Consider the following 17,456-nt stretch of genomic DNA (forward strand, 5'->3'; position numbering starts at 1 on the left):
GTGCAATGCCGGCGGCGGGCACGACGCGCTGCTGTGGCGCGCGTGCCTCAGTTGGACGGGTGGACCCCCGCAGCGTGAGACGTGCTTTGCGTGACGTTCCGCGGCTCGTCGGGCCCGCCCCCCAATGCGACGTAAAGTGACACTCCGTTCTGCAAGGCCGTCGCCCGAAGCTGGATCAGCTGCTGCTCGGCGGCAAACTGATTGCGTCGCGCATCCACCACCTCGAGATAGATCGAGATCCCGTTTTCGTAGCGCAGCTCCGCCGTTTCGGCGAGTTGCCGCTGCGCCTGCACCGCCTGCTCCTGCGCCGCGATCTGTTCCTTGTAGCGTTGTCGCGCGACCAATGCGTCGGACACTTCACGAAACGCGTTCTGCACCGTGCGCTGATAATCGGCGACCAGTTCGTCGCGTCGCGCGCGCGCCTGCGATAGTTGCGCCTGGCGCTGTCCCGCATCGAAGATCGGCATGCCGACCAGCGCGCCGAACGACCACGCCTGCTTGGCCGGCACGAACAGATCGCCGAGTTCGGGCGACACATATCCGAAGCTACCCGTCAGCGCGATGCGTGGAAAAAAGTCCGCACGAGCGGCGCCGATGTCGGCATTGGCTGCGCGCAGTTGCTGCTCGGCCTGCTGGATGTCCGGCCGGTCGATCAGCAGTGCGGAGGGCAGGCCCGCATCGAGCTCGCGGAACTGCGCGGCGTCGGCGATCGGCGGCGCCGGCGGTAGCGACCCGCTGAGCGGCCCGCCGATCAGCACCTCGAGCAGATGGCGCTGCTGCGCGGTGGTCCGTTGCAGCTCGGCCAGCTGCGTCTGTGCCTGCGTGACCAGAATGGCCGCCTGGTCGTAATCGACCATCGACGTGACGCCCGCGTCGAGCCGCATCTTCGCGACTTCCAGCGCGTAGCGCCGACTCTCGAGCGTCTGTTGTGCAAGCTCGATGCCTTCCTCGCCCGAGCGGATCGCGTAGTAGTTCGACGCGACATTGCCGATCAGCGACAAACGGAACGCGTGCTGCGCGTCGACAGTGGCCAGATATCGACGCCGCGCGGCTTCGCTGGTGTTGCGCACGCGCCCCCAGAAGTCGAGTTCGAACGACGTCACCGCGGCCTGCACGTTGTACTGGTTGAACTGGACCGAGATGTCCGTGTTGTCGAACTCGGGATCGATCGAACCGAGTGGCGCCCTGGTGCGGGTCGCACCCGCGTTCGCATTGACCTGCGGCAAACGCGCGGCGTTCTGGATGCGATAAAACGCGCGCGCCTGCTCGATGCGCGCGATCGACGCGGCGAGATCGCGGTTGTGCTCGAGCGCCGCCTCGATCAGCAGCTTCAGTTGCGGATCGGCGAAGAAGGTCTGCCAGTCGACTTCGCTTGCCAGATGCGCGGCGGCCGGATTGGCGGTCTCCGTCGTCTCGAAACGATCGGCGATCGGCAATTGGGGCTGCTGATAGTTCGGCGCAAAGTTGCAGGCGGCGAGCGAGCAGCAGAAGAGGGGCAGCACCAGGCGCACATGAAGGCATTTACGCATCGCGCGGCCCTCCACCCGAATCGCGCGGCATGCCTGTCGGCAGATCGTCATCGTCGAGATCGGTGCTGCGTTTCTTGCGGCTCAGCCAGCGTCGCGCGGCGACATAGAACAGCGGCGTAAAGAAGACGCCGAACATCGTCGCGGTCAGCATGCTGCCCATCACGCCGGTGCCGACCGCGCGGCGGCTCGCCGCGCCCGCGCCGGTCGCGAGCACGAGCGGCAGCATGCCCAACACGAACGTGACGCTCGTCATCAGAATCGGGCGCAGACGCTGCTGTGCGCCGCTTTTGGCGGCGGCTAGCGCGTCCCTTCCTTCGGATTCCTCCTTGATCGCAAATTCGACGATCAGAATGGCGTTCTTCGCGGCAAGGCCGATGATCGTCACGAGGCCGATGTTGAAATACACGTCCGCGGACAGTCCACGCAGCATCGTCAACAGTACCGCGCCGATCACGCCGAACGGGATGATCAGCAACACCGCGACCGGAATCGCCCAGCTCTCGTACAGCGCCGCGAGCAACAGGAACACGACCACGAGCGACAGCCCGAGCAGCATGCCGATCTGGCCGCTCGCCTGTTTTTCCTCGAGCGCGGTGCCGGTCCATTCGTAAGTCAGGTTGCCGGTCAACACGTGCGACGCGATGCGCTCCATCTCGGCGATCGCCGCGCCGCTCGAGCGGCCGGGCGCGGCCTGACCCGACAGTGTCGCGGACGGAAAGCCGTTATAGCGTTCGAGCTGCTGCGGTCCGGAAATCCAGCGCACGCGCGTGAACGCCGAGAACGGCACCATCTCGCCGCGGTTATTGCGCAAGCGCAGCGAAGTCACGTCCTCGGCACGCATGCGTTGCTCGGCGTCCGCCTGCAACAGCACGCGCAGCACGTTGCCCTCGAACACGAAGTCGTTCACGTAGTTCGAGCCGAACGTCAGCGCAAGCGCCTGGTTGACCTGACCGATTTGCAGGCCTAATGCGCGCGCCTTCACGCGGTCGATCTCGACATACAGTTGCGGCGCTTCCGGCATGCCCTCGGCGCGCACGCCCGCGAGAAGGGGGCTTTGCGACGCCTCGATCATCATCCGCCGCGCGGCCTGTTGCAGCGCTTCGCCGCCGATGCCGCTGCGATCCTGGATCTTCATCGTGAAGCCGGTCGCGTTGCCGAGCGACGGAATCGGCGGCGGGTCGAGCGCAAAAATGATCGCCTCGGGAATCTGCCGAAACGCCGCATTCGCGCGACGCACCAGCGCGCTCGCCGAATTGGCCTCGCCCGAGCGCTCGTCCCACGGCTTCAGATCGACGAACGACAGAGCCGCCGATTGCCCCTGGCCAAAGAAGCTGAAGCCCGTCACGGACGCGACGTTGCGCACTTGCGGCTGGGTTCGCAGAAACGCCTCGACCTGGTCGATCGCGTGCTGCGTGCGCTGGTCGGTCGAACCCGGCGGGCCGGTATACGTGATGAAGATATGCCCCTGGTCCTCGGTCGGCAGAAAGCCCGTCGGCAGCCGCGTGAAGAAAAACACGGTGATCGCGCAGGCCGCGACGAACACCAGCAACCAGCGCAGCGGCGAGCGCAGCATCGCATCGACGCCCACGATATAGCGTGTGGTGCCCGCGTCGAGCCCACGATTGAAGCCGTCGAACACGCGATGCAGCAGACGCGAAGCCGCGTTCTTCGGCCGCTCTTTGGCGGCCGCCTCGCTGCGCAACAGCGCCGCGCACAACGCCGCGCCGAGTGTCAGCGCCAACATCGTCGACAGCAGGATCGACACCGCGAGCGTGACCGAAAACTGCCGGTAGATGCCGCCCGTCGAGCCCGGAAAAAACGCCATCGGAATGAACACTGCGACGAGCACCAGCGTACTCGCGATCGCCGCGCCCGATATCTGCCCGATCGCCTTCACCGTTGCGCGCGGCGCGCCGAGCCCTTCCTCGCGCATGATGCGCGCGACGTTTTCGACGACGACGATCGCGTCGTCGTTGAGGATACCGATCGCGACCACCATGCCGAACAGCGACAGAATGTTGATCGACAGCCCGAACAGGTAGAGCCCCGCGCACGTGCCGATCAACGCGATCGGCACCACGATCGTCGGGATCACCGTCGCGCGCCAGTCCTGCAGGAACAGGAACACCACGACCGTCACGAGCAACAGCGCCTCGACCATCGTGCGGATCACGCCATGCACCGAGGTCGTGATGAACGGCGTGGTGTCGAACGGCACGGTCCACGCGACGCCGCGCGGGAAGATCGGCTGCAATTCGGCCATGCGCTGGCGCACCGCATTGGCGACTGCGAGCGCGTTCGCGCCGCTCGCGAGCTGGATCGCGATCCCGGCCGACGCCTTGCCGTTGACGGTCAGGCGGTTGCCGTAGCTGTCGTTGCCGAGCTCGACGCGCGCGACGTCGCCCACCCGCACGGTCGAGCCATCCGGATTCGCGTGCACGATGATTTCGCGGAACTGCTCGGGCGTCGTGAAGCGGCTTTGCGTGACGATCTGCGCGGTGAACTCGGAGCCTGGCGCGATCGGCTGATCGCCGAGGCTGCCGCCCGCGGTCTGGCTGTTCTGCTCCTGGATCGCCTGCAACACCTCGCTGGCCGACAGCCCAAAGCCCGCGAGCTTGCGCGGATCGAGCCAGATCCGCATCGCGTACGACGAGCCGAACAGTTGCACGTCGCCGACGCCGTCGATACGGCGCAGCTCGTTGATGATGTTGTTCGACGCGAAGTTGCCCATCGCGACGGCGTCGGTGGTGCCGTCGGTCGCCTGCAGTGCAAGCAGCATCAGAAAGCCCGACGACGCCTTCGTCACGCTCAAGCCGATCTGACGGACTTCGAGCGGCAGGCGCGGTTCGACGCGGCTCAGACGGTCCTGCACCTGAGTGCGCGCGATGTCGAGATTGGTGCCGGGCTTTAGCACCACGGTGATCTGCATCGTGCCGTTCGAGCGGCTCACCGACGACATGTACAGGAAATTCTCGATGCCGTTCATCTCGTCTTCGACGATCGACGTGACGGTACGCTCGAGCGTGCTCGCGTCCGCGCCGCTGTAGACCGCGCTGATGGTGAGCGACGGCGGAGCGACGTCGGGGTACTGCTCGACCGGCAGCAGCGCGAGCGCGATCGAGCCGAACAGCACGATGAAAAGGGCGATGACCCACGCGAAAACCGGCCTGGCGACGAAGAATCGATTCATCGGCGAGCCCGTCAGTGCGCGGTCGAAGCGGGAGCGGGGGACGCGGCCGAATGCGCCGCTGGCGACGCATCGGGGGCGGGCCGCGCGTCGACCCGTTGACCGGGCTGCACCTTCTGCCAGCCATCGACGATCAGGCGCTCGCCAGGCTTCAGACCGTCGCGCACGGTCCAGCGTCCTTCGCCCTGCTCGCCGAGATCGATATTGCGGCGGACCACGGTGCCGTCGTCGGCGACCAACGCAACGCTTGCAATGCCGTTGTCGAGCTGCACCGCGCGCTCGGGAATACGGATGCCCTGCGCATTGCCCGCCGCGATGATGCGCCCGCGCACGAACTGCCCCGGCAACAGCGTGCGGTCCGGATTCGCGAACTGCGCGCGCACCGTCTGCGTACCGGTCGACGGATCGACGACGAGATCGGCGAAGTCCAGAAAACCGCGCTCGTTGTAGACCTGGCCGTTGGCAAGGATCAGTTGCACCTCGACGTGCTTCATGCTGGTCGGCTTGCGCGCGCCCGACTGGATCTGCTGCTCGACGTCGAGCATCGCGGTATTCGACTGCGTGAACACCGCGTTGATCGGCGTCAGTTGATTGACCTGCGTGAGCAGCGTGGCGGCGCCCGCGCTGACGAGCGCGCCTTCGGTGACGAGCGCGCGGCCCGCGCGTCCGGCGATCGGCGTGCGTACGATGCAGCGATCGAGCCGCAATTGCGCAAGCGAGACCGCAGCTTGCGCATCGGAGACATTGGCCTGCGCCTGCTGCATGGTCGCGAGTGCGGCGTCGTATTCCTGCGCGCTGACTGCATGACGGCCGACGAGCGGCTTGAACCGGTCCACCACCGACGCCGCGTTGTCGCGCACGGCGCTCGCGCGCGTGAGCGCGGCCTGCGCCTGCTGCAACTGCGCGCGATAGTCGCTCGCGTCGATCTGGAAGAGTGGGGCGTTGGCCGGCAGGTCCGTGCCTTCCCGATAGAGCGTGCGCTGGACGATGCCGTCGACGCGCGCGCGAATCTCGGCGGTGCGCACGGCCTCGATGCGGCCAGGCAACTCGACGACATCGGCGACAGGGGTGGTGGAAACCGTTTCGACCAGCACGGGAACCGGTGGCATCGACGCGGCGGTGGGCGTCTGCGACCGGTCGTTGCAGGCGGCAAGCAGGAGCGGCAAACCGGTGATCAGAAGCGATACGGCACGACTACGCAGGCGGCATGCGGAGCAAAGCAAGAGAAACTCCTTTGATCAAGGCAGTCTTTTTTGCGCGTGAGATCGGTGACGGTTTTAACGGTTTGCGGTCGAATTAACTATTCAGAACGTGTGTGGGTGCGTTAATGCGGGGAAAAGATTTCTGTTGATCCTACCGTGTCTGGGTAGCTTGTCAATTTATTCTTGGTGGTCGCGAGTGGAATGGACTCGCAACGACCAGGCGGCGCATGCGGTGGGCACGAGCGGGTGATTCCCGCTCGCAGACGAGGTGTTGAATGGTAATTGTCAATTACATGTCAATTGTCATCCAGCAATTGCCGCAATTCAAAGGCATGCAATTGTCATCGAAATCGAGGCGCCTGAAAAAATATTCCGAGTCGCCACACATTCACGTACGCTTGCGCTCCGGATGCCGCAACACCGAATGGTTGCGGCCGTATGACAGATAAATCGTCATGCCGATCACGAGCCACACGACGAGCCGCAGCCACGTGACGAGCGGCAAGCCGACCATCAGCAGCAGGCAGAACAGGATGCCGAGCACTGGCACGACCGGCACGCCGGGCGCCCGGAATGGACGCGTCGCCTCGGCGTCGCTGCGCCGCAGATAGATCACCGCGCCGCACACGAGGACGAACGCGAACAAGGTGCCGATGCTGACCATCTCGCCGAGCACGCCGATCGGTGTCAGCGCCGCGACGATCGCGACGACGGTGCCGATCAGGATCTGACTCAGATAGGGTGTATGCAGACGCAGATGGACCCTCGAGAAAAAGTGCGGCAACAAACCGTCTTGCGACATCGTGAAGAAGATGCGGCTTTGTCCATAGAGCAGCACGAGTATCACGGTGGTCAGCCCCGTCAACGCGCCGATTTTGATCAGGATCGAGAACCACGTGAGCCCGATCACGTCGACGCCCTTGGCGATCGGATCAGGAACGTTCAGCTCGGGGTACGCAACGAGGCCGGTCAGCACGCCGGCGACGAGGATGTACAGCACCGTACAGATGATCAGCGAGCCGAGAATGCCGATCGGCATGTCGCGCTGCGGCTGTCGCGCTTCCTGCGCGGCGGTCGACACCGCATCGAAGCCGATGAACGCGAAGAACACCACGGCCGAGCCGCGCAGAATACCGCTCATGCCGAAACTGCCGAACTGGCCGGTATTGGCAGGAATGAACGGATGCCAGTGTTCCGGCTTGATGAAAAACACGCCGACGGCGATAAACGCGACCACCACGGTCAGCTTGATCGCGACCATCACGTTGTTAGAGCCGCGCCGACTCCTTGGTCCCCAACACGAGCAACGTGGTCAGGATCGCGATGATCAACACCGCCGGCAGGTTGATCACGCCGGTGACCGTCGAGCCATCGGCCAGTTTGACGACGGTGCCGGGGGCGGCGGCGAGGGTAGGTGGAATGTCGATGCCGACGTTGCGCAACAGGCTCACGATATAGCCGGACCAACCGACCGCGACGGTCGCGGCGCCCATCGCGTACTCGAGGATCAGGTCCCAGCCGATCATCCACGCGAAGATCTCGCCGAGCGTCGCATACGTGTACGTGTAGCTGCTCCCGCACACGGGCAGCATCGCCGCAAGCTCCGAATAGCACAGGCCGACGAACGCGCACGCGATGCCGCCCAGCACGAACGACAGCGTGATGGCCGGCCCCGCGAACTGCGCGGCGGCGGTCCCGGTCAGCACGAAGATGCCTGCGCCGATGATCGCGCCGATGCCCATCGCGGTGATACTCGTCGCGCCCAGCGTTTTCGACAGGTGACGGCCTTCTTCGGCGTCGGCGCTGGCGACGATATCAGCAACGGTTTTGCGTGCCATGTAACCGGTATCGGCCATGATAAGTCGTCCCTTTTCAGTGTTGATCAGGCACGAACCGGTTAGGCTGCCATCGGCTCGTGGAGCACGACAAAAACATCCGTCGCCGTGCACGGCAATGGCCACGGCAAGTGCGGAGAAAGCGTCTAACGGAAAATTCAGTCTATGCCGGATTAAAGGCAAAGTGAAATCCGCTTGCATGTCGGCGCGATAGGGCAGTGCGATGGCGGGCGATCGCAAGCAAGGCCTCTGGTTCGATTCAGGAGGACTTACGATGTGCGATTGCGGAATCGACAAGCCAACGTGGACGATTTCAGGCTTGCGGGGCGGACCTCAGCCGATCCGTCCGCGCCGCAGCACGCCGCTCAGACCGAGCGAGTGGCCTGGGTCGTAGTAGTGAATGAGGAGCGTGCGCCGCTGTCCGTTCTGTACGTCGAGGTTCGCATGCTGAAGTGCGAAGCCGTTGAATTCGTAGACGCTGCCCGGCTTGACCGGAATGCGCTTGCAGTTGCCGACACGCAGATCATGCAAGGTATGCCAGCTGCGCCAGCTGAGCGGCAGGCTTTGCAGGAAGCCATGGCGCATCTTGCAGATCATGTTGGTCAGCGTCGTTACGGACAGGCGCGGCTTGCGGTACATCACGAGGTCGCCGTTGTGAACTCCGTCGGGTGCGAGCTGAAGCGGAATCAGCAGCGTCAGCAGGTGCGAGTCGTAGTGGCGGCAGTGGCTCTCGGCCAACGAAGTCCTGCTCGCACAGCGCAGTACGTGGAACGGCTCAGTCGGTAAGTTTGTCCGACCGAACTTCGCGGCCATCGCGCGCGCATTCGCGCAGATCGTCTGTTCGAGTTCGCGAAAGGCCTGACCGCGACGCAGCATCTCTGCAATCTTTGCGCCGGACTGCGAGCGCGGTGCCGTCGTGCCAAACAGGTGGTCGATGAAGTCGTTGATTTCGACGATCGTCTCCTGCGGAATCACGTCATCAAAAGAGTTCAACGCGACGCTTTTGTCGATTCGAATCCGCTTAGTCTCTGTATGCCCACGCACGTCTGTCAGGGTGTCCATAGCCCAAATTTCCATTCGCTTTTTATTCTACGACCGTATTGAAAAATATCCCCTACGAGGCGCGCACAATGTGCGCCAGCGTACATAAAGCCCTCAGGCGATTGAGCTCGATCATTAAATCTAAAGCGGACTTCTCTGACAGCTTTTGTAAATCTCGTTGGGCCGATTTGGAAAATGCTGCGACTGCGACGCTTCAGCTTTGCTTAGGTACGACATTACAGCTCTGCCGTAACACATCAATGTCGAGGCCAGATAGAAATGTCCGGGTTCCAGCAAGATACAGATGTCGGGGTTGAGGGTCGGTTTTGGGTGGTGGGTTAGGGTCGTTTTGCAGTCCTTTTATCTCTCTCTGGATGGGTTTTTAGCACCGAGCCTCCCGGGTTCTGGTGTGTCCCCATGACTGCCGCATTCCAGTCCTCGAGCGTGACTTCGCGCTGCTTCCTCGTGCCAGGCAGCCGCGCCTTCGTACGCACGGGTTCACCGCGGTTCGTGCGTGACGGTGAGCCGGATATCCGGCGGTTGTCGCGCTGTGCCTGGATCGCCTGGGCGACCTGCAGCGCATGACCAAGACGCTTGTGCTCCACCACCGCGCCCTGGTCGATCTCGGCAAGCTTGTCGTACTGGACACAGGGCAGCGCGACACCATCGGCGCGGATCTCGAGGCGTCCGTCCGGATACTCCCACACGTCGATGTAGCGGTGAATCAGCCTGCGGTTGGCCGGCGTATCGTCAAGCAGCCAGATCACGCGGTCGTTCAGCAGCGTCAGTGAATCCGAGACCTTGCGCAGAACCCGCCAGGTCAGGATCGCGTCGAGATTCTCGTCGGCGCGCACGGGTCGATGCGCATCGAAAGCGCTGCGTGGCGGCTTCGCAAAGCGCGCGTTATAGGCTGCCATGTAGGCGGGCGCCCAGGCGTTGGCGGCCTCGATGGTGCTGATGCCGCGCAGCCGGAGCTCCTTGACGAGCCGATCCTGCAGCGTCAGGTGGGCGCGCTCGACGCGCCCCTTGGCGGGGCTTGAGTTCGCGCAGAACGTGTCGATGTTCAGCTCGTACATCGCCCGGCCGAACTGCGTGACACCTTTGCCCGCTGTCTCCGAGCGTCGCTTCACGTAAAAAACGCTGGCCCTGTCGCTGTAGAACGCCACCGGCTTGCCATGCTGCTCCAGATACGCGCGCGTCGCCTCGAAGTAGCTGAAGGTCGATTCGGTCGCCGTGAAATGCAGCATCATCAGGCGGCTCGTGGCGTCATCGACGTACACCAGCAGCGTGCAGGCCGGCGCCCGGTCCTCGAACCAGCGATGGTCGCTGCCGTCGATCTGCACCAGCTCACCGAAGCACGCACGCCGGGCCCGCGGCTGGTAGACCCTGGGCGGCCGCTGCCGGCGCGGTACCCACAGGCCGGCGTCCGTCATCAGGTGTCGCACGGTTTCCTTCGACAGCACGAGGCCATGACATTCGCGCAGCTTCTCGCAGGCCAGCGTCGGCCCGAAGTCGGCGTAGCGCTCGCGAATGGTGGTCAGAGCCCGCACAGCCAGTCCTTCATCGAGCTTCCGGTTGCCGGGCGATTTGCGCTTGCGTGAGGCCAGTCCCGCCGCGCCAGATTCACGATACCGCGCTACCAGCCGCTCGACCTGACGCACGGTCAGGCCAAGTCGCCCGGCGGCACGCCCGGGCTTGAGCCCGATGTCCACCACGGCCTGGATCACCTTCAGACGGTCGAGTTCGCGCATGTTCAATGTCACCAGTGCGGCTGGGCTCATGACTGGCTCCTGCGATCGCGCAGCAAAATGCCAGCTTGCCAGTCACGGTAAAACACGACATTTGTATCTTGCTAGAACACGACATTCTCATATTGCCGCTACAATCAAAACGTTGATAATTTATCTTATGTCAAATTGACAATTCTTCGGAAAAGGCTTCCAGTACGCATGCACGTGCTACCGTCGATGCGCATGCCGCGTGTCGGCCCTCCGCCACAAGCGATGCACGCCGGTGCGCGGTGACCATCGCGAATCGTCCGAACCGCGACTCTTTCGCCTGCCACAACTGACACCGGGTGCAGCCCGGTTCAGTGATCAACAAAACTGGCGCGGCAATTCAATTCCAATTTCTATGGCGGGCCCAATCAGAGCCCTCACGAATTAAGACGCGGCCGTGCGTACAGATCAATTTATGCACGCGACATGCCGAAATTAGACAACTGTTAAATACTGCTTTTGCGCACCACGAGAATAAGCTTTGTAGCGAAAGCCAATGCCGCTATCGCAGCTCGCGCGGATTTTTATCGTGGCTATTGCCTTGTGGCTTAGAGACGTTTCGCATTTCTCTCAACCGGCGAGCGTGTCGTCGTTGAGCGACTGTGAATGGGCTACGTGCATTTCGACGTGGCGTACGGGCGCAAGGTGTTCGCCACCCTCTCACTTGCCGCGATCTGAGATGCATGTTCGAACACGCGCAGACGCTCGGCATCCGCAATCAGTCGCTTCTTCCTCATCGAGCGTCCCGCCGATCCGAAGCCCATCACCTTTTCGTACTCACGCGGCCTGCCGTGCCTGAAGCGATTAAAGAAGTCATCGCCCGGCAGGCCGTTGTCGAGGCTCATCAGGCAGCCGTAGTCGAGCGACGCGCAATCGCTCAGTGAGCGCGCCGCGTCCTCCAATGCGCGATAGCGGTTTTGCAACGGTTCGTCGCGACCGAAAAGCGCGTGCAGTTCCTGATAAGTCACGAGTCTTTTGCGTTTCGCGGCACGCAGTAGCATCGCGGCAATATCGCGGGTCCTATCCATGTTCATGTCGTTCTCCTTACCGCCTGCTTGCAAGCGCCCAATGGCAACCGATGAAAGCGCTGTCAGCTTTTATCGCGGTTATGCGTATCGAGTCGGAAACTGCGCGGCATAAAATATTTCCGGTATTGAACGACGCAGCTAAAATTAAGCGGGTGGTTACTGGATTCGGGCTTCACAACGCCACTCTGCGCGAATGTCCCGTTTACATATAATCCGCTGGAAAAACGCCGCGAAGGATTTTCAATCTTCAGCACCTTTTTCGCAGCTTTCCGGCGAATCGCTACCCTGCATCGAAAAATGCATTCCAATTACATTCGCAAAACAGGAATCCGCGCACTCAAACGGTTCAGTCTTCCGACCTGCCGCCCGCACTCAAAAAGCGCCCGACGTCAAGCCGGATGCGGCCCGGCGGTATGCGGGCTGCCAGAGCGAGCCGAGCCGGATTGACGGCTTTGAACACGTCAATCAGGTTAGCAAACGTTAAATTCAATCGCAAGAGAGATATTTAAGATTTTAGAAAGAAAACATCGCGTAACCGCCTTACGGGCGGCTTGCGTGATTTTCTATCAGAGGAAAGACGCGATTGATTTTTTATTCTTTTGGACACAACGGGCGACTTTTCGATTATCTGTAGGTGGCGCGCCCTCCTCACTGTCTACCCCATAGCCGATTGCAGTCCGGTCAGCGACCCAACGGCGGAGTTCTCCGATGCATCGACCAAATGACGATTTGCCGACCGTCGCACGGCGTCTCACGGCGGGCCAGAAACTGCTCGACGGCGTCGCTGCGGCCGAAGTCGCGAGACAGATGGGCATGGCAAAGACCACCGTCGAGCGATATCGCAAGCTATTGGAGCAAGGCGGGCTCGAGGCGCTGAGAAACATGAGCGTCGGCGGCCGCCATTCCGCACTCGCGGTGGCGGATCTGGACTGGTTGGCCCAGGCGCTGAGGGCCTCGCCGCGGGACTACGGCTTCGACGCCGATGGCTGGAGCAATGCGCGCATGCGGGAGCTGATAAGCCGTCAGTTTGGCATTTCGTACTCGCGAGTCTATGTATGGCAACTGGCCACCAGACTCGGCGTGTCTTATCGGCTCGGCCGGAATGCGCAGTAAAACGGCGGCCGCACCCAACTAAAGCACGCGCGTGCGCATCGGCTCAGGCGCTTTCTCGAACCTTTGGCAGAAACTGCGGCGCCAGTTCGACCTCCGACCATTGGAACGGCAACGCGCCGCGACTGCGTCGCACTTCGCTCACATGAAACCGCACGAGCCGCTGCGCGCCCGCAAGCGCCGCGAGTTCGTCGCCGTCCCAGATGATCTCTGCTCGCACCGCCAGATAAAGCAGATCGCCGGTTGCGAAGTCGATAAACAGCAGACCCGCGCGCGGATCATGCACGAGGTTGCCGATCGTGTTGAAGAAGCGGTTGCCGCTGTAGTCGGGCGTGGTCAGCGTAGTTGTGTCGTCCACGCGCACGAAGCCCGGCGCACCGCCGCGATGGGAAACGTCGATCCCCTTTCCCGGGCCCGCTTCCTCGCTCAGATTCGCGCTGGCGATAAAGAAGGTGTCCGCGCTCGCGAGCAACTCGCGGTCGGCACTGCTCAGAAGCGTGGCGATTTCGGGCTGCGCGCGCGTCGCGGCCGCGTCCCGCTCGATGAAAGACGGCGCGCGGCTCTGGATATACTTCGGGCAATTGCCGAAGCTCTGCATGACTTCGACCTGCAACGTGTCGCCTGCCACGGACCGGACGACGCCATTTGCCCGATTGCGCCGCCGCGTACGCGGCTCGATGCCCAGCGCACCAAGCTGCGCGCCTTCGCGCCAACCCGCGGCGAGCGGATCGCCAGCCAATGTGCCACCTTCGATGCGCAGTGTCCCCGCATCCGGTGACGAGACGAAACCCGGCGCACCCGCACGCAGCGTCGCCCACGGCTGAGCGCTCGCATCGACGCCGCCGATCACGACGAACGGCTGCGCGGCAAAGAACTCGCGATGCTGCTCAGGCATGAATCGGCGAATGCCCCGACGTCCCATCGACTCGGCCACCTCACGCACACCCGCGCGCTGCTGCGCATCCTGCTCGCCGGCATGAAACGGCGACGCGTCGCCTCCCCAGCTATTCAACGGGACGAACTCGGACATGATCGGACTCCTTTGCAAGATCTGACGCAGCCGTCAACGCGTATCACGCCGCCAGCAAGCCCGCCTTCGTCGAAGGCATCGCGATGAAACGCGGCAGTGCCTCCACGCGCTGCAGCCACGCGCGAATGTTCGGATACGGCTGCAACGACACGCCGCCCTCGGGCGCGTGAGCGATATACGTGTGCGCGGCGATATCGGCGATCGTGACGTGCGCGCCAGCCACGAACGGCTTACCGGCAAGCTCCTCGTCGATCACGTCGAACAGCTTGACGGCGATCTGCTTCGCACGTTCGTGGTCGAGCGGCGCGCCGAACACGGTCACGAGCCGTGCCGCGCACGGCCCGTAGGCGATCTGGCCAGCCGCGAACGACAGCCAGCGCTGCACCGCCGCGGCGCCGCGCGGATCGTCCGGCAGCCACGATGCGTCGCCATAGCGCTTCGCCAGATAGACCAGAATCGCGTTCGAATCGAACAGCGTGAGCTCGCCGTCCTGAATCGTCGGCACCTGACCGAATGGGTTCAGCGCGAGGTACTCGGGCTTGCGGTTGTCGCCCGCCTTCATGTTCAGCTCGATGACCTCGAACGGCAGATCGAGCAGCGTCAGAAACAGCTTCACGCGATGACCGTGGCCTGAAAGCAGCGTCGTATACAGCTTGATAGGCTCGGCGGGTCTGGCAGCGGGCATGGATGGCTCCGGATACGTTGAATGACACGCCCAGCATAAGGCGTAGGCACTGTCGCGCGGAAGCCCGATAATCCGGGAAACACAGTCAAGCGAGAATGGACAATCGATCATGGCCGATGTGCGCAACGTGAACCTGAACCGCCTCGCGATCTTCGTCGCGGTCATCGACGCGGGCTCGCTGAGCGCCGCCGCGACGCGGCTCGGGCTCGCGAAGACGATGGTCAGCACGCACATGCAGAGGCTCGAGGCGGAGGTCGGCGCGAGCCTGCTGGTGCGCACCACCCGGCGGCTCGGCGTCACCGAGGCGGGCCGCACGTTCTACGAGGCGAGCGTGAAGATTCTGCGCGCCACCGAGGACGCGCTGAACGCGCTCGGCGGGGAAACCTCACCGGTGCGCGGCACGCTGCGCGTCAGTGCGCCGAACGACTACGGCACGCTCGTCGTCGCGCCCGCGCTGGTCGAATTGCGTCGCACGCATGCGCAGCTCGACGTCGAGCTGCTGAGCAGCGACCGCTACGTCGATCTGATCGCCGATGGCATCGATGTAGCGATCCGGCTTGGTCGCCTCGCGGATTCCAACTATCGCGCGGTGAAGCTCGGCAGCTTCGTCAAATGGCTCGTCGCGAGTCCGGAGTTCCTGCGGACGTGGGGCGCGCCGGGCACGCCGGCCGCACTGGAGACGCTGCCCTATTGCGCGTTGTCGGTGCTGCCGCATCCGTTGACGCTCGATTTGCGGCACGTCGACGGCAAGATCGCGAGCGTGCGTTGCGCGTCCGCGTTGCGCGTCAACACGGCCGATGCCTGCCGCGCGGCGACGCTCGCGGGCGGCGGCATCGGTCTGTTGACGGATTTTTCGATCGCGGACGACGTCGCGGCGGGACGGCTGATCCGGCTGCTGCCCGAATGGGCGAGCGCACCGGCGAGCATTCAGGCCGTGTTCCCGCCGACGAGTCACCCGCCGGCGAAGGTGCGCGCGTTGATCGATACGCTGAAGCGAAGGCTCGCGGCGGAGCCTGCGGATTAGCACGGCAGATCCTCCTGGCGCTCCCATTCCAGCGCAACGGCGGTTAGCTTCTATCCGCGTTATCGCCCGATTTGCTCTACTGCGACGATGCGCGCCGCACCCCGCGGCCTCGCCTGATCGTCAATGTGGAGAGCTTATGTCCGCCATTTCCCGTCCTGCTCAAGGGGTTCTCACCGTCGCGTGTCCGAGCGCGGCGGGCCAGGTTGCCGCCGTCGCTGGCTTTCTCGAACGGCATCGTTGCTATGTCGACGAACTCACCGTATTCGACGACGAACTGAGCGAGCGCTTTTTCGTGCGCTGCGTGTTTCACCACGTCGATCGCGACGATGCGCTGCAGATCGCCATGCTGAAGCAGGAATTCGCGCCGATCGCCGAACGCTTCCGGATGACGTGGGCGATCCACGATCTGTCGAGCCGGCCGAAAGTCCTGATCATGGTTTCCAGGCTCGAACACTGTCTCGCCGACCTGCTGTTTCGCTGGCGCATGGGCGAACTGAAGATGGACATCGTCGGCATCGGCTCCAATCATCGCGATCTCGAACCGCTCGTGCGAGCGCACGGCCTGCCGTTCCATCATCTGCCGATTACAGCCGACACGAAGCCACAACAGGAAGCCGGCCTGCTCGAGTTGTTCGATACGTCCGGCGCGGAACTGCTGATTCTCGCGCGCTACATGCAGATCCTGTCCGCCGAAACGAGCCGGGCGCTCGCCGGGCGCGCGATCAATATCCACCATTCGTTCCTACCCGGTTTCAAGGGAGCGAGACCGTATCATCAGGCCCATGCGCGCGGCGTCAAGGTAATCGGCGCCACCGCGCATTTCGTCACCGACGATCTCGACGAAGGTCCGATCATCGAGCAGGGAGTCGAACCGGTCGATCACTCGTACAGTCCCGAACGGCTGCTGACGACCGGACGCGACGTCGAATGCATTACGCTCGCGCGCGCGGTCAAGGCGTTCGTCGAGCGGCGTGTGTTCATCAACGGCGAGCGCACTGTCGTGCTGCGGTAAACAGAAAAACGCCGCTGAAAAGCGGCGTTTTCGCGTGCTGCGCCGACGCCTGGCCGAGTTACTTCACCCAGCTATCCACCCGGTCCGCATGCGCGCTGACCCACGCGTCGGCCGCTGCGGCCGGCTTTTCGCCATTCTGCGTGGCCAGCATCACCGTGTCGATCTCGCCCGGCTTCCATTGGAACTTCTTCAGGAACGCGACCACTGTCGGCGCTTTTTTCTCGAGCTCGGGATTCACCACGCTATCCACGTGCTCGGCTTCACCGAATACCTTCTTCGGATCGTCGAGGAATTTCAGCTTGTACTTGGCGAACATCCAGTGCGGCTTCCATCCGGTCACGATGATCGGCTTGCTGGCCGCCTCCGAGCGCGCCAGTTCGGCAGTCATCGCGCTTCCGGAACTCGGCATCAGCTGATAGTCGAGCCCATAGGCCTTGATCGCCTCGCTGGTTTTCTGCATCACACCCGCCCCAGCGTCGATGCCGACGATGCGCGCGCCGAACTCCGCCTTCTTCGCCTGCAGATCGCCGACGCTCTTCACGTCCGCGTTGTCCGGCACGATCAGACCGATCTTCGCGTCGTTGAAGTTCGGCCCGAGGTCGACCACCTTGTCCTTGAAGTTGTTCCAGTAGGCGCCGTGCGTGACCGGCAGCCACGCGGACAGCGTCGCGTCGAGATCGCCGCGCGCCACGCCCTGCCACATCACGCCGGCCGCCACCGGCACCAGTTGCACCTGATAACCGAGGCGTTTTTCGATCACCTCGGCGGCCACGTTCGAGGTCGCCACGCTATCGTCCCAGCCCTCCACGTAACCGATCTTGATGGTCGGTTTCGAATCGGCCGACACGCCCGCACTGACCGCCGCCAGCATCACCCCCAACGCGCTTGCCACCACTACCTTTCCGATCAGTCTCATCGACGTTCTCCCGTTGATCCATTTGCCCATTGACGCGTTTGCCATCGAACCGCACATCGCGTATTTAGAATCGCCAACC

13 protein-coding genes and 1 pseudogene are annotated in these 17,456 nt (G+C 63.3%); 4 read left to right on the forward strand and 10 right to left on the reverse strand.

Features of this window, described 5'->3' with window-relative positions; all coding sequences use genetic code 11:
• Nucleotides 1-47: 47 nt before the first annotated feature.
• From OKW35_RS28385 to OKW35_RS28415, 7 genes and pseudogenes are all read right to left on the reverse strand, one after another.
• Nucleotides 48-1,529 (reverse strand): efflux transporter outer membrane subunit, encoded by a 1,482-nt coding sequence (locus tag OKW35_RS28385; RefSeq protein ID WP_429553758.1) that lies wholly within the window; start codon nucleotides 1,527-1,529, stop codon nucleotides 48-50.
• Nucleotides 1,522-4,719 (reverse strand): multidrug efflux RND transporter permease subunit, encoded by a 3,198-nt coding sequence (locus tag OKW35_RS28390; RefSeq protein ID WP_429553759.1) that lies wholly within the window; start codon nucleotides 4,717-4,719, stop codon nucleotides 1,522-1,524. Before OKW35_RS28390 ends, OKW35_RS28385 begins: the two co-directional genes overlap by 8 nt.
• A gap of 11 nt (nucleotides 4,720-4,730) precedes the next feature.
• The gene (locus tag OKW35_RS28395) at nucleotides 4,731-5,939 is read right to left on the reverse strand and encodes an efflux RND transporter periplasmic adaptor subunit (protein WP_184060188.1); all 1,209 of its coding nucleotides are present in this window, start codon (nucleotides 5,937-5,939) and stop codon (nucleotides 4,731-4,733) included.
• A gap of 367 nt (nucleotides 5,940-6,306) precedes the next feature.
• Nucleotides 6,307-7,774 (reverse strand): annotated as a pseudogene (locus OKW35_RS28400) (amino acid permease).
• A 312-nt stretch (nucleotides 7,775-8,086) separates the two neighbouring features.
• A complete protein-coding gene (locus OKW35_RS28405; protein ID WP_429553760.1) occupies nucleotides 8,087-8,815 on the reverse strand; it encodes a hypothetical protein in 729 nt (242 codons plus the stop codon).
• A 317-nt stretch (nucleotides 8,816-9,132) separates the two neighbouring features.
• Nucleotides 9,133-10,575 carry an ISNCY family transposase gene (locus OKW35_RS28410; protein ID WP_429553761.1) on the reverse strand — a complete coding sequence of 481 codons (1,443 nt, stop codon included), beginning with the start codon at nucleotides 10,573-10,575 and terminating at the stop codon, nucleotides 9,133-9,135.
• Between the two features lie 608 nt (nucleotides 10,576-11,183).
• Nucleotides 11,184-11,606 (reverse strand): hypothetical protein, encoded by a 423-nt coding sequence (locus OKW35_RS28415; protein WP_429553762.1) that lies wholly within the window; start codon nucleotides 11,604-11,606, stop codon nucleotides 11,184-11,186.
• A gap of 187 nt (nucleotides 11,607-11,793) precedes the next feature.
• On the opposite strand from OKW35_RS28415, the gene OKW35_RS28420 reads away from it, so the two are divergent.
• Complete coding sequence (locus OKW35_RS28420) at nucleotides 11,794-12,084, forward strand: hypothetical protein (RefSeq protein ID WP_429553763.1); 291 nt, start codon at nucleotides 11,794-11,796, stop codon at nucleotides 12,082-12,084.
• A gap of 224 nt (nucleotides 12,085-12,308) precedes the next feature.
• Nucleotides 12,309-12,713: a helix-turn-helix domain-containing protein gene (locus OKW35_RS28425; RefSeq protein WP_184073010.1), complete on the forward strand. Its 405-nt coding sequence runs from the start codon at nucleotides 12,309-12,311 to the stop codon at nucleotides 12,711-12,713.
• A gap of 43 nt (nucleotides 12,714-12,756) precedes the next feature.
• On the opposite strand, the gene OKW35_RS28430 is transcribed toward OKW35_RS28425, so the two are convergent.
• Together OKW35_RS28430 and OKW35_RS28435 are read right to left on the reverse strand one after the other, a co-directional pair.
• Complete coding sequence (locus OKW35_RS28430; RefSeq protein ID WP_429553764.1) at nucleotides 12,757-13,740, reverse strand: pyridoxamine 5'-phosphate oxidase family protein; 984 nt, start codon at nucleotides 13,738-13,740, stop codon at nucleotides 12,757-12,759.
• 43 nt (nucleotides 13,741-13,783) lie between these two features.
• Nucleotides 13,784-14,425, reverse strand: a complete 642-nt coding sequence (locus OKW35_RS28435; protein WP_429553765.1) for a glutathione S-transferase family protein — start codon at nucleotides 14,423-14,425, stop codon at nucleotides 13,784-13,786.
• Between the two features lie 109 nt (nucleotides 14,426-14,534).
• Here OKW35_RS28435 and OKW35_RS28440 point away from each other — a divergent pair, with 109 nt between their 5' ends.
• Together OKW35_RS28440 and purU are read left to right on the forward strand one after the other, a co-directional pair.
• Nucleotides 14,535-15,449: a LysR family transcriptional regulator gene (locus OKW35_RS28440; RefSeq protein WP_187616739.1), complete on the forward strand. Its 915-nt coding sequence runs from the start codon at nucleotides 14,535-14,537 to the stop codon at nucleotides 15,447-15,449.
• Between the two features lie 136 nt (nucleotides 15,450-15,585).
• A complete protein-coding gene (purU, locus tag OKW35_RS28445) occupies nucleotides 15,586-16,461 on the forward strand; it encodes a formyltetrahydrofolate deformylase (protein ID WP_429365447.1) in 876 nt (291 codons plus the stop codon).
• 58 nt (nucleotides 16,462-16,519) lie between these two features.
• On the opposite strand, the gene OKW35_RS28450 is transcribed toward purU, so the two are convergent.
• Nucleotides 16,520-17,377 carry a glycine betaine ABC transporter substrate-binding protein gene (locus OKW35_RS28450; protein ID WP_090810004.1) on the reverse strand — a complete coding sequence of 286 codons (858 nt, stop codon included), beginning with the start codon at nucleotides 17,375-17,377 and terminating at the stop codon, nucleotides 16,520-16,522.
• Nucleotides 17,378-17,456: the final 79 nt, after the last annotated feature.

The organism is Paraburkholderia sp. MM5477-R1 (assembly GCF_050436385.1).
GTDB classification, from domain to species: Bacteria; Pseudomonadota; Gammaproteobacteria; order Burkholderiales; family Burkholderiaceae; genus Paraburkholderia; species Paraburkholderia tuberum.

What these genes read in the sequence shown, in the direction of transcription:
- OKW35_RS28440 (WP_187616739.1), top strand. Translation starts at nt 14,535, where the DNA reads ATGGCCGATGTGCGCAACGTGAACCTGAACCGCCTCGCGATCTTCGTC.
- OKW35_RS28385 (WP_429553758.1), bottom strand. Translation starts at nt 1,529, where the DNA reads ATGCGTAAATGCCTTCATGTGCGCCTGGTGCTGCCCCTCTTCTGCTGC.
- OKW35_RS28390 (WP_429553759.1), bottom strand. Translation starts at nt 4,719, where the DNA reads ATGAATCGATTCTTCGTCGCCAGGCCGGTTTTCGCGTGGGTCATCGCC.
- OKW35_RS28435 (WP_429553765.1), bottom strand. Translation starts at nt 14,425, where the DNA reads ATGCCCGCTGCCAGACCCGCCGAGCCTATCAAGCTGTATACGACGCTG.
- OKW35_RS28450 (WP_090810004.1), bottom strand. Translation starts at nt 17,377, where the DNA reads ATGAGACTGATCGGAAAGGTAGTGGTGGCAAGCGCGTTGGGGGTGATG.
- OKW35_RS28430 (WP_429553764.1), bottom strand. Translation starts at nt 13,740, where the DNA reads ATGTCCGAGTTCGTCCCGTTGAATAGCTGGGGAGGCGACGCGTCGCCG.
- OKW35_RS28405 (WP_429553760.1), bottom strand. Translation starts at nt 8,815, where the DNA reads ATGGACACCCTGACAGACGTGCGTGGGCATACAGAGACTAAGCGGATT.
- OKW35_RS28420 (WP_429553763.1), top strand. Translation starts at nt 11,794, where the DNA reads ATGTCCCGTTTACATATAATCCGCTGGAAAAACGCCGCGAAGGATTTT.
- OKW35_RS28415 (WP_429553762.1), bottom strand. Translation starts at nt 11,606, where the DNA reads ATGAACATGGATAGGACCCGCGATATTGCCGCGATGCTACTGCGTGCC.
- OKW35_RS28410 (WP_429553761.1), bottom strand. Translation starts at nt 10,575, where the DNA reads ATGAGCCCAGCCGCACTGGTGACATTGAACATGCGCGAACTCGACCGT.
- purU (WP_429365447.1), top strand. Translation starts at nt 15,586, where the DNA reads ATGTCCGCCATTTCCCGTCCTGCTCAAGGGGTTCTCACCGTCGCGTGT.
- OKW35_RS28425 (WP_184073010.1), top strand. Translation starts at nt 12,309, where the DNA reads ATGCATCGACCAAATGACGATTTGCCGACCGTCGCACGGCGTCTCACG.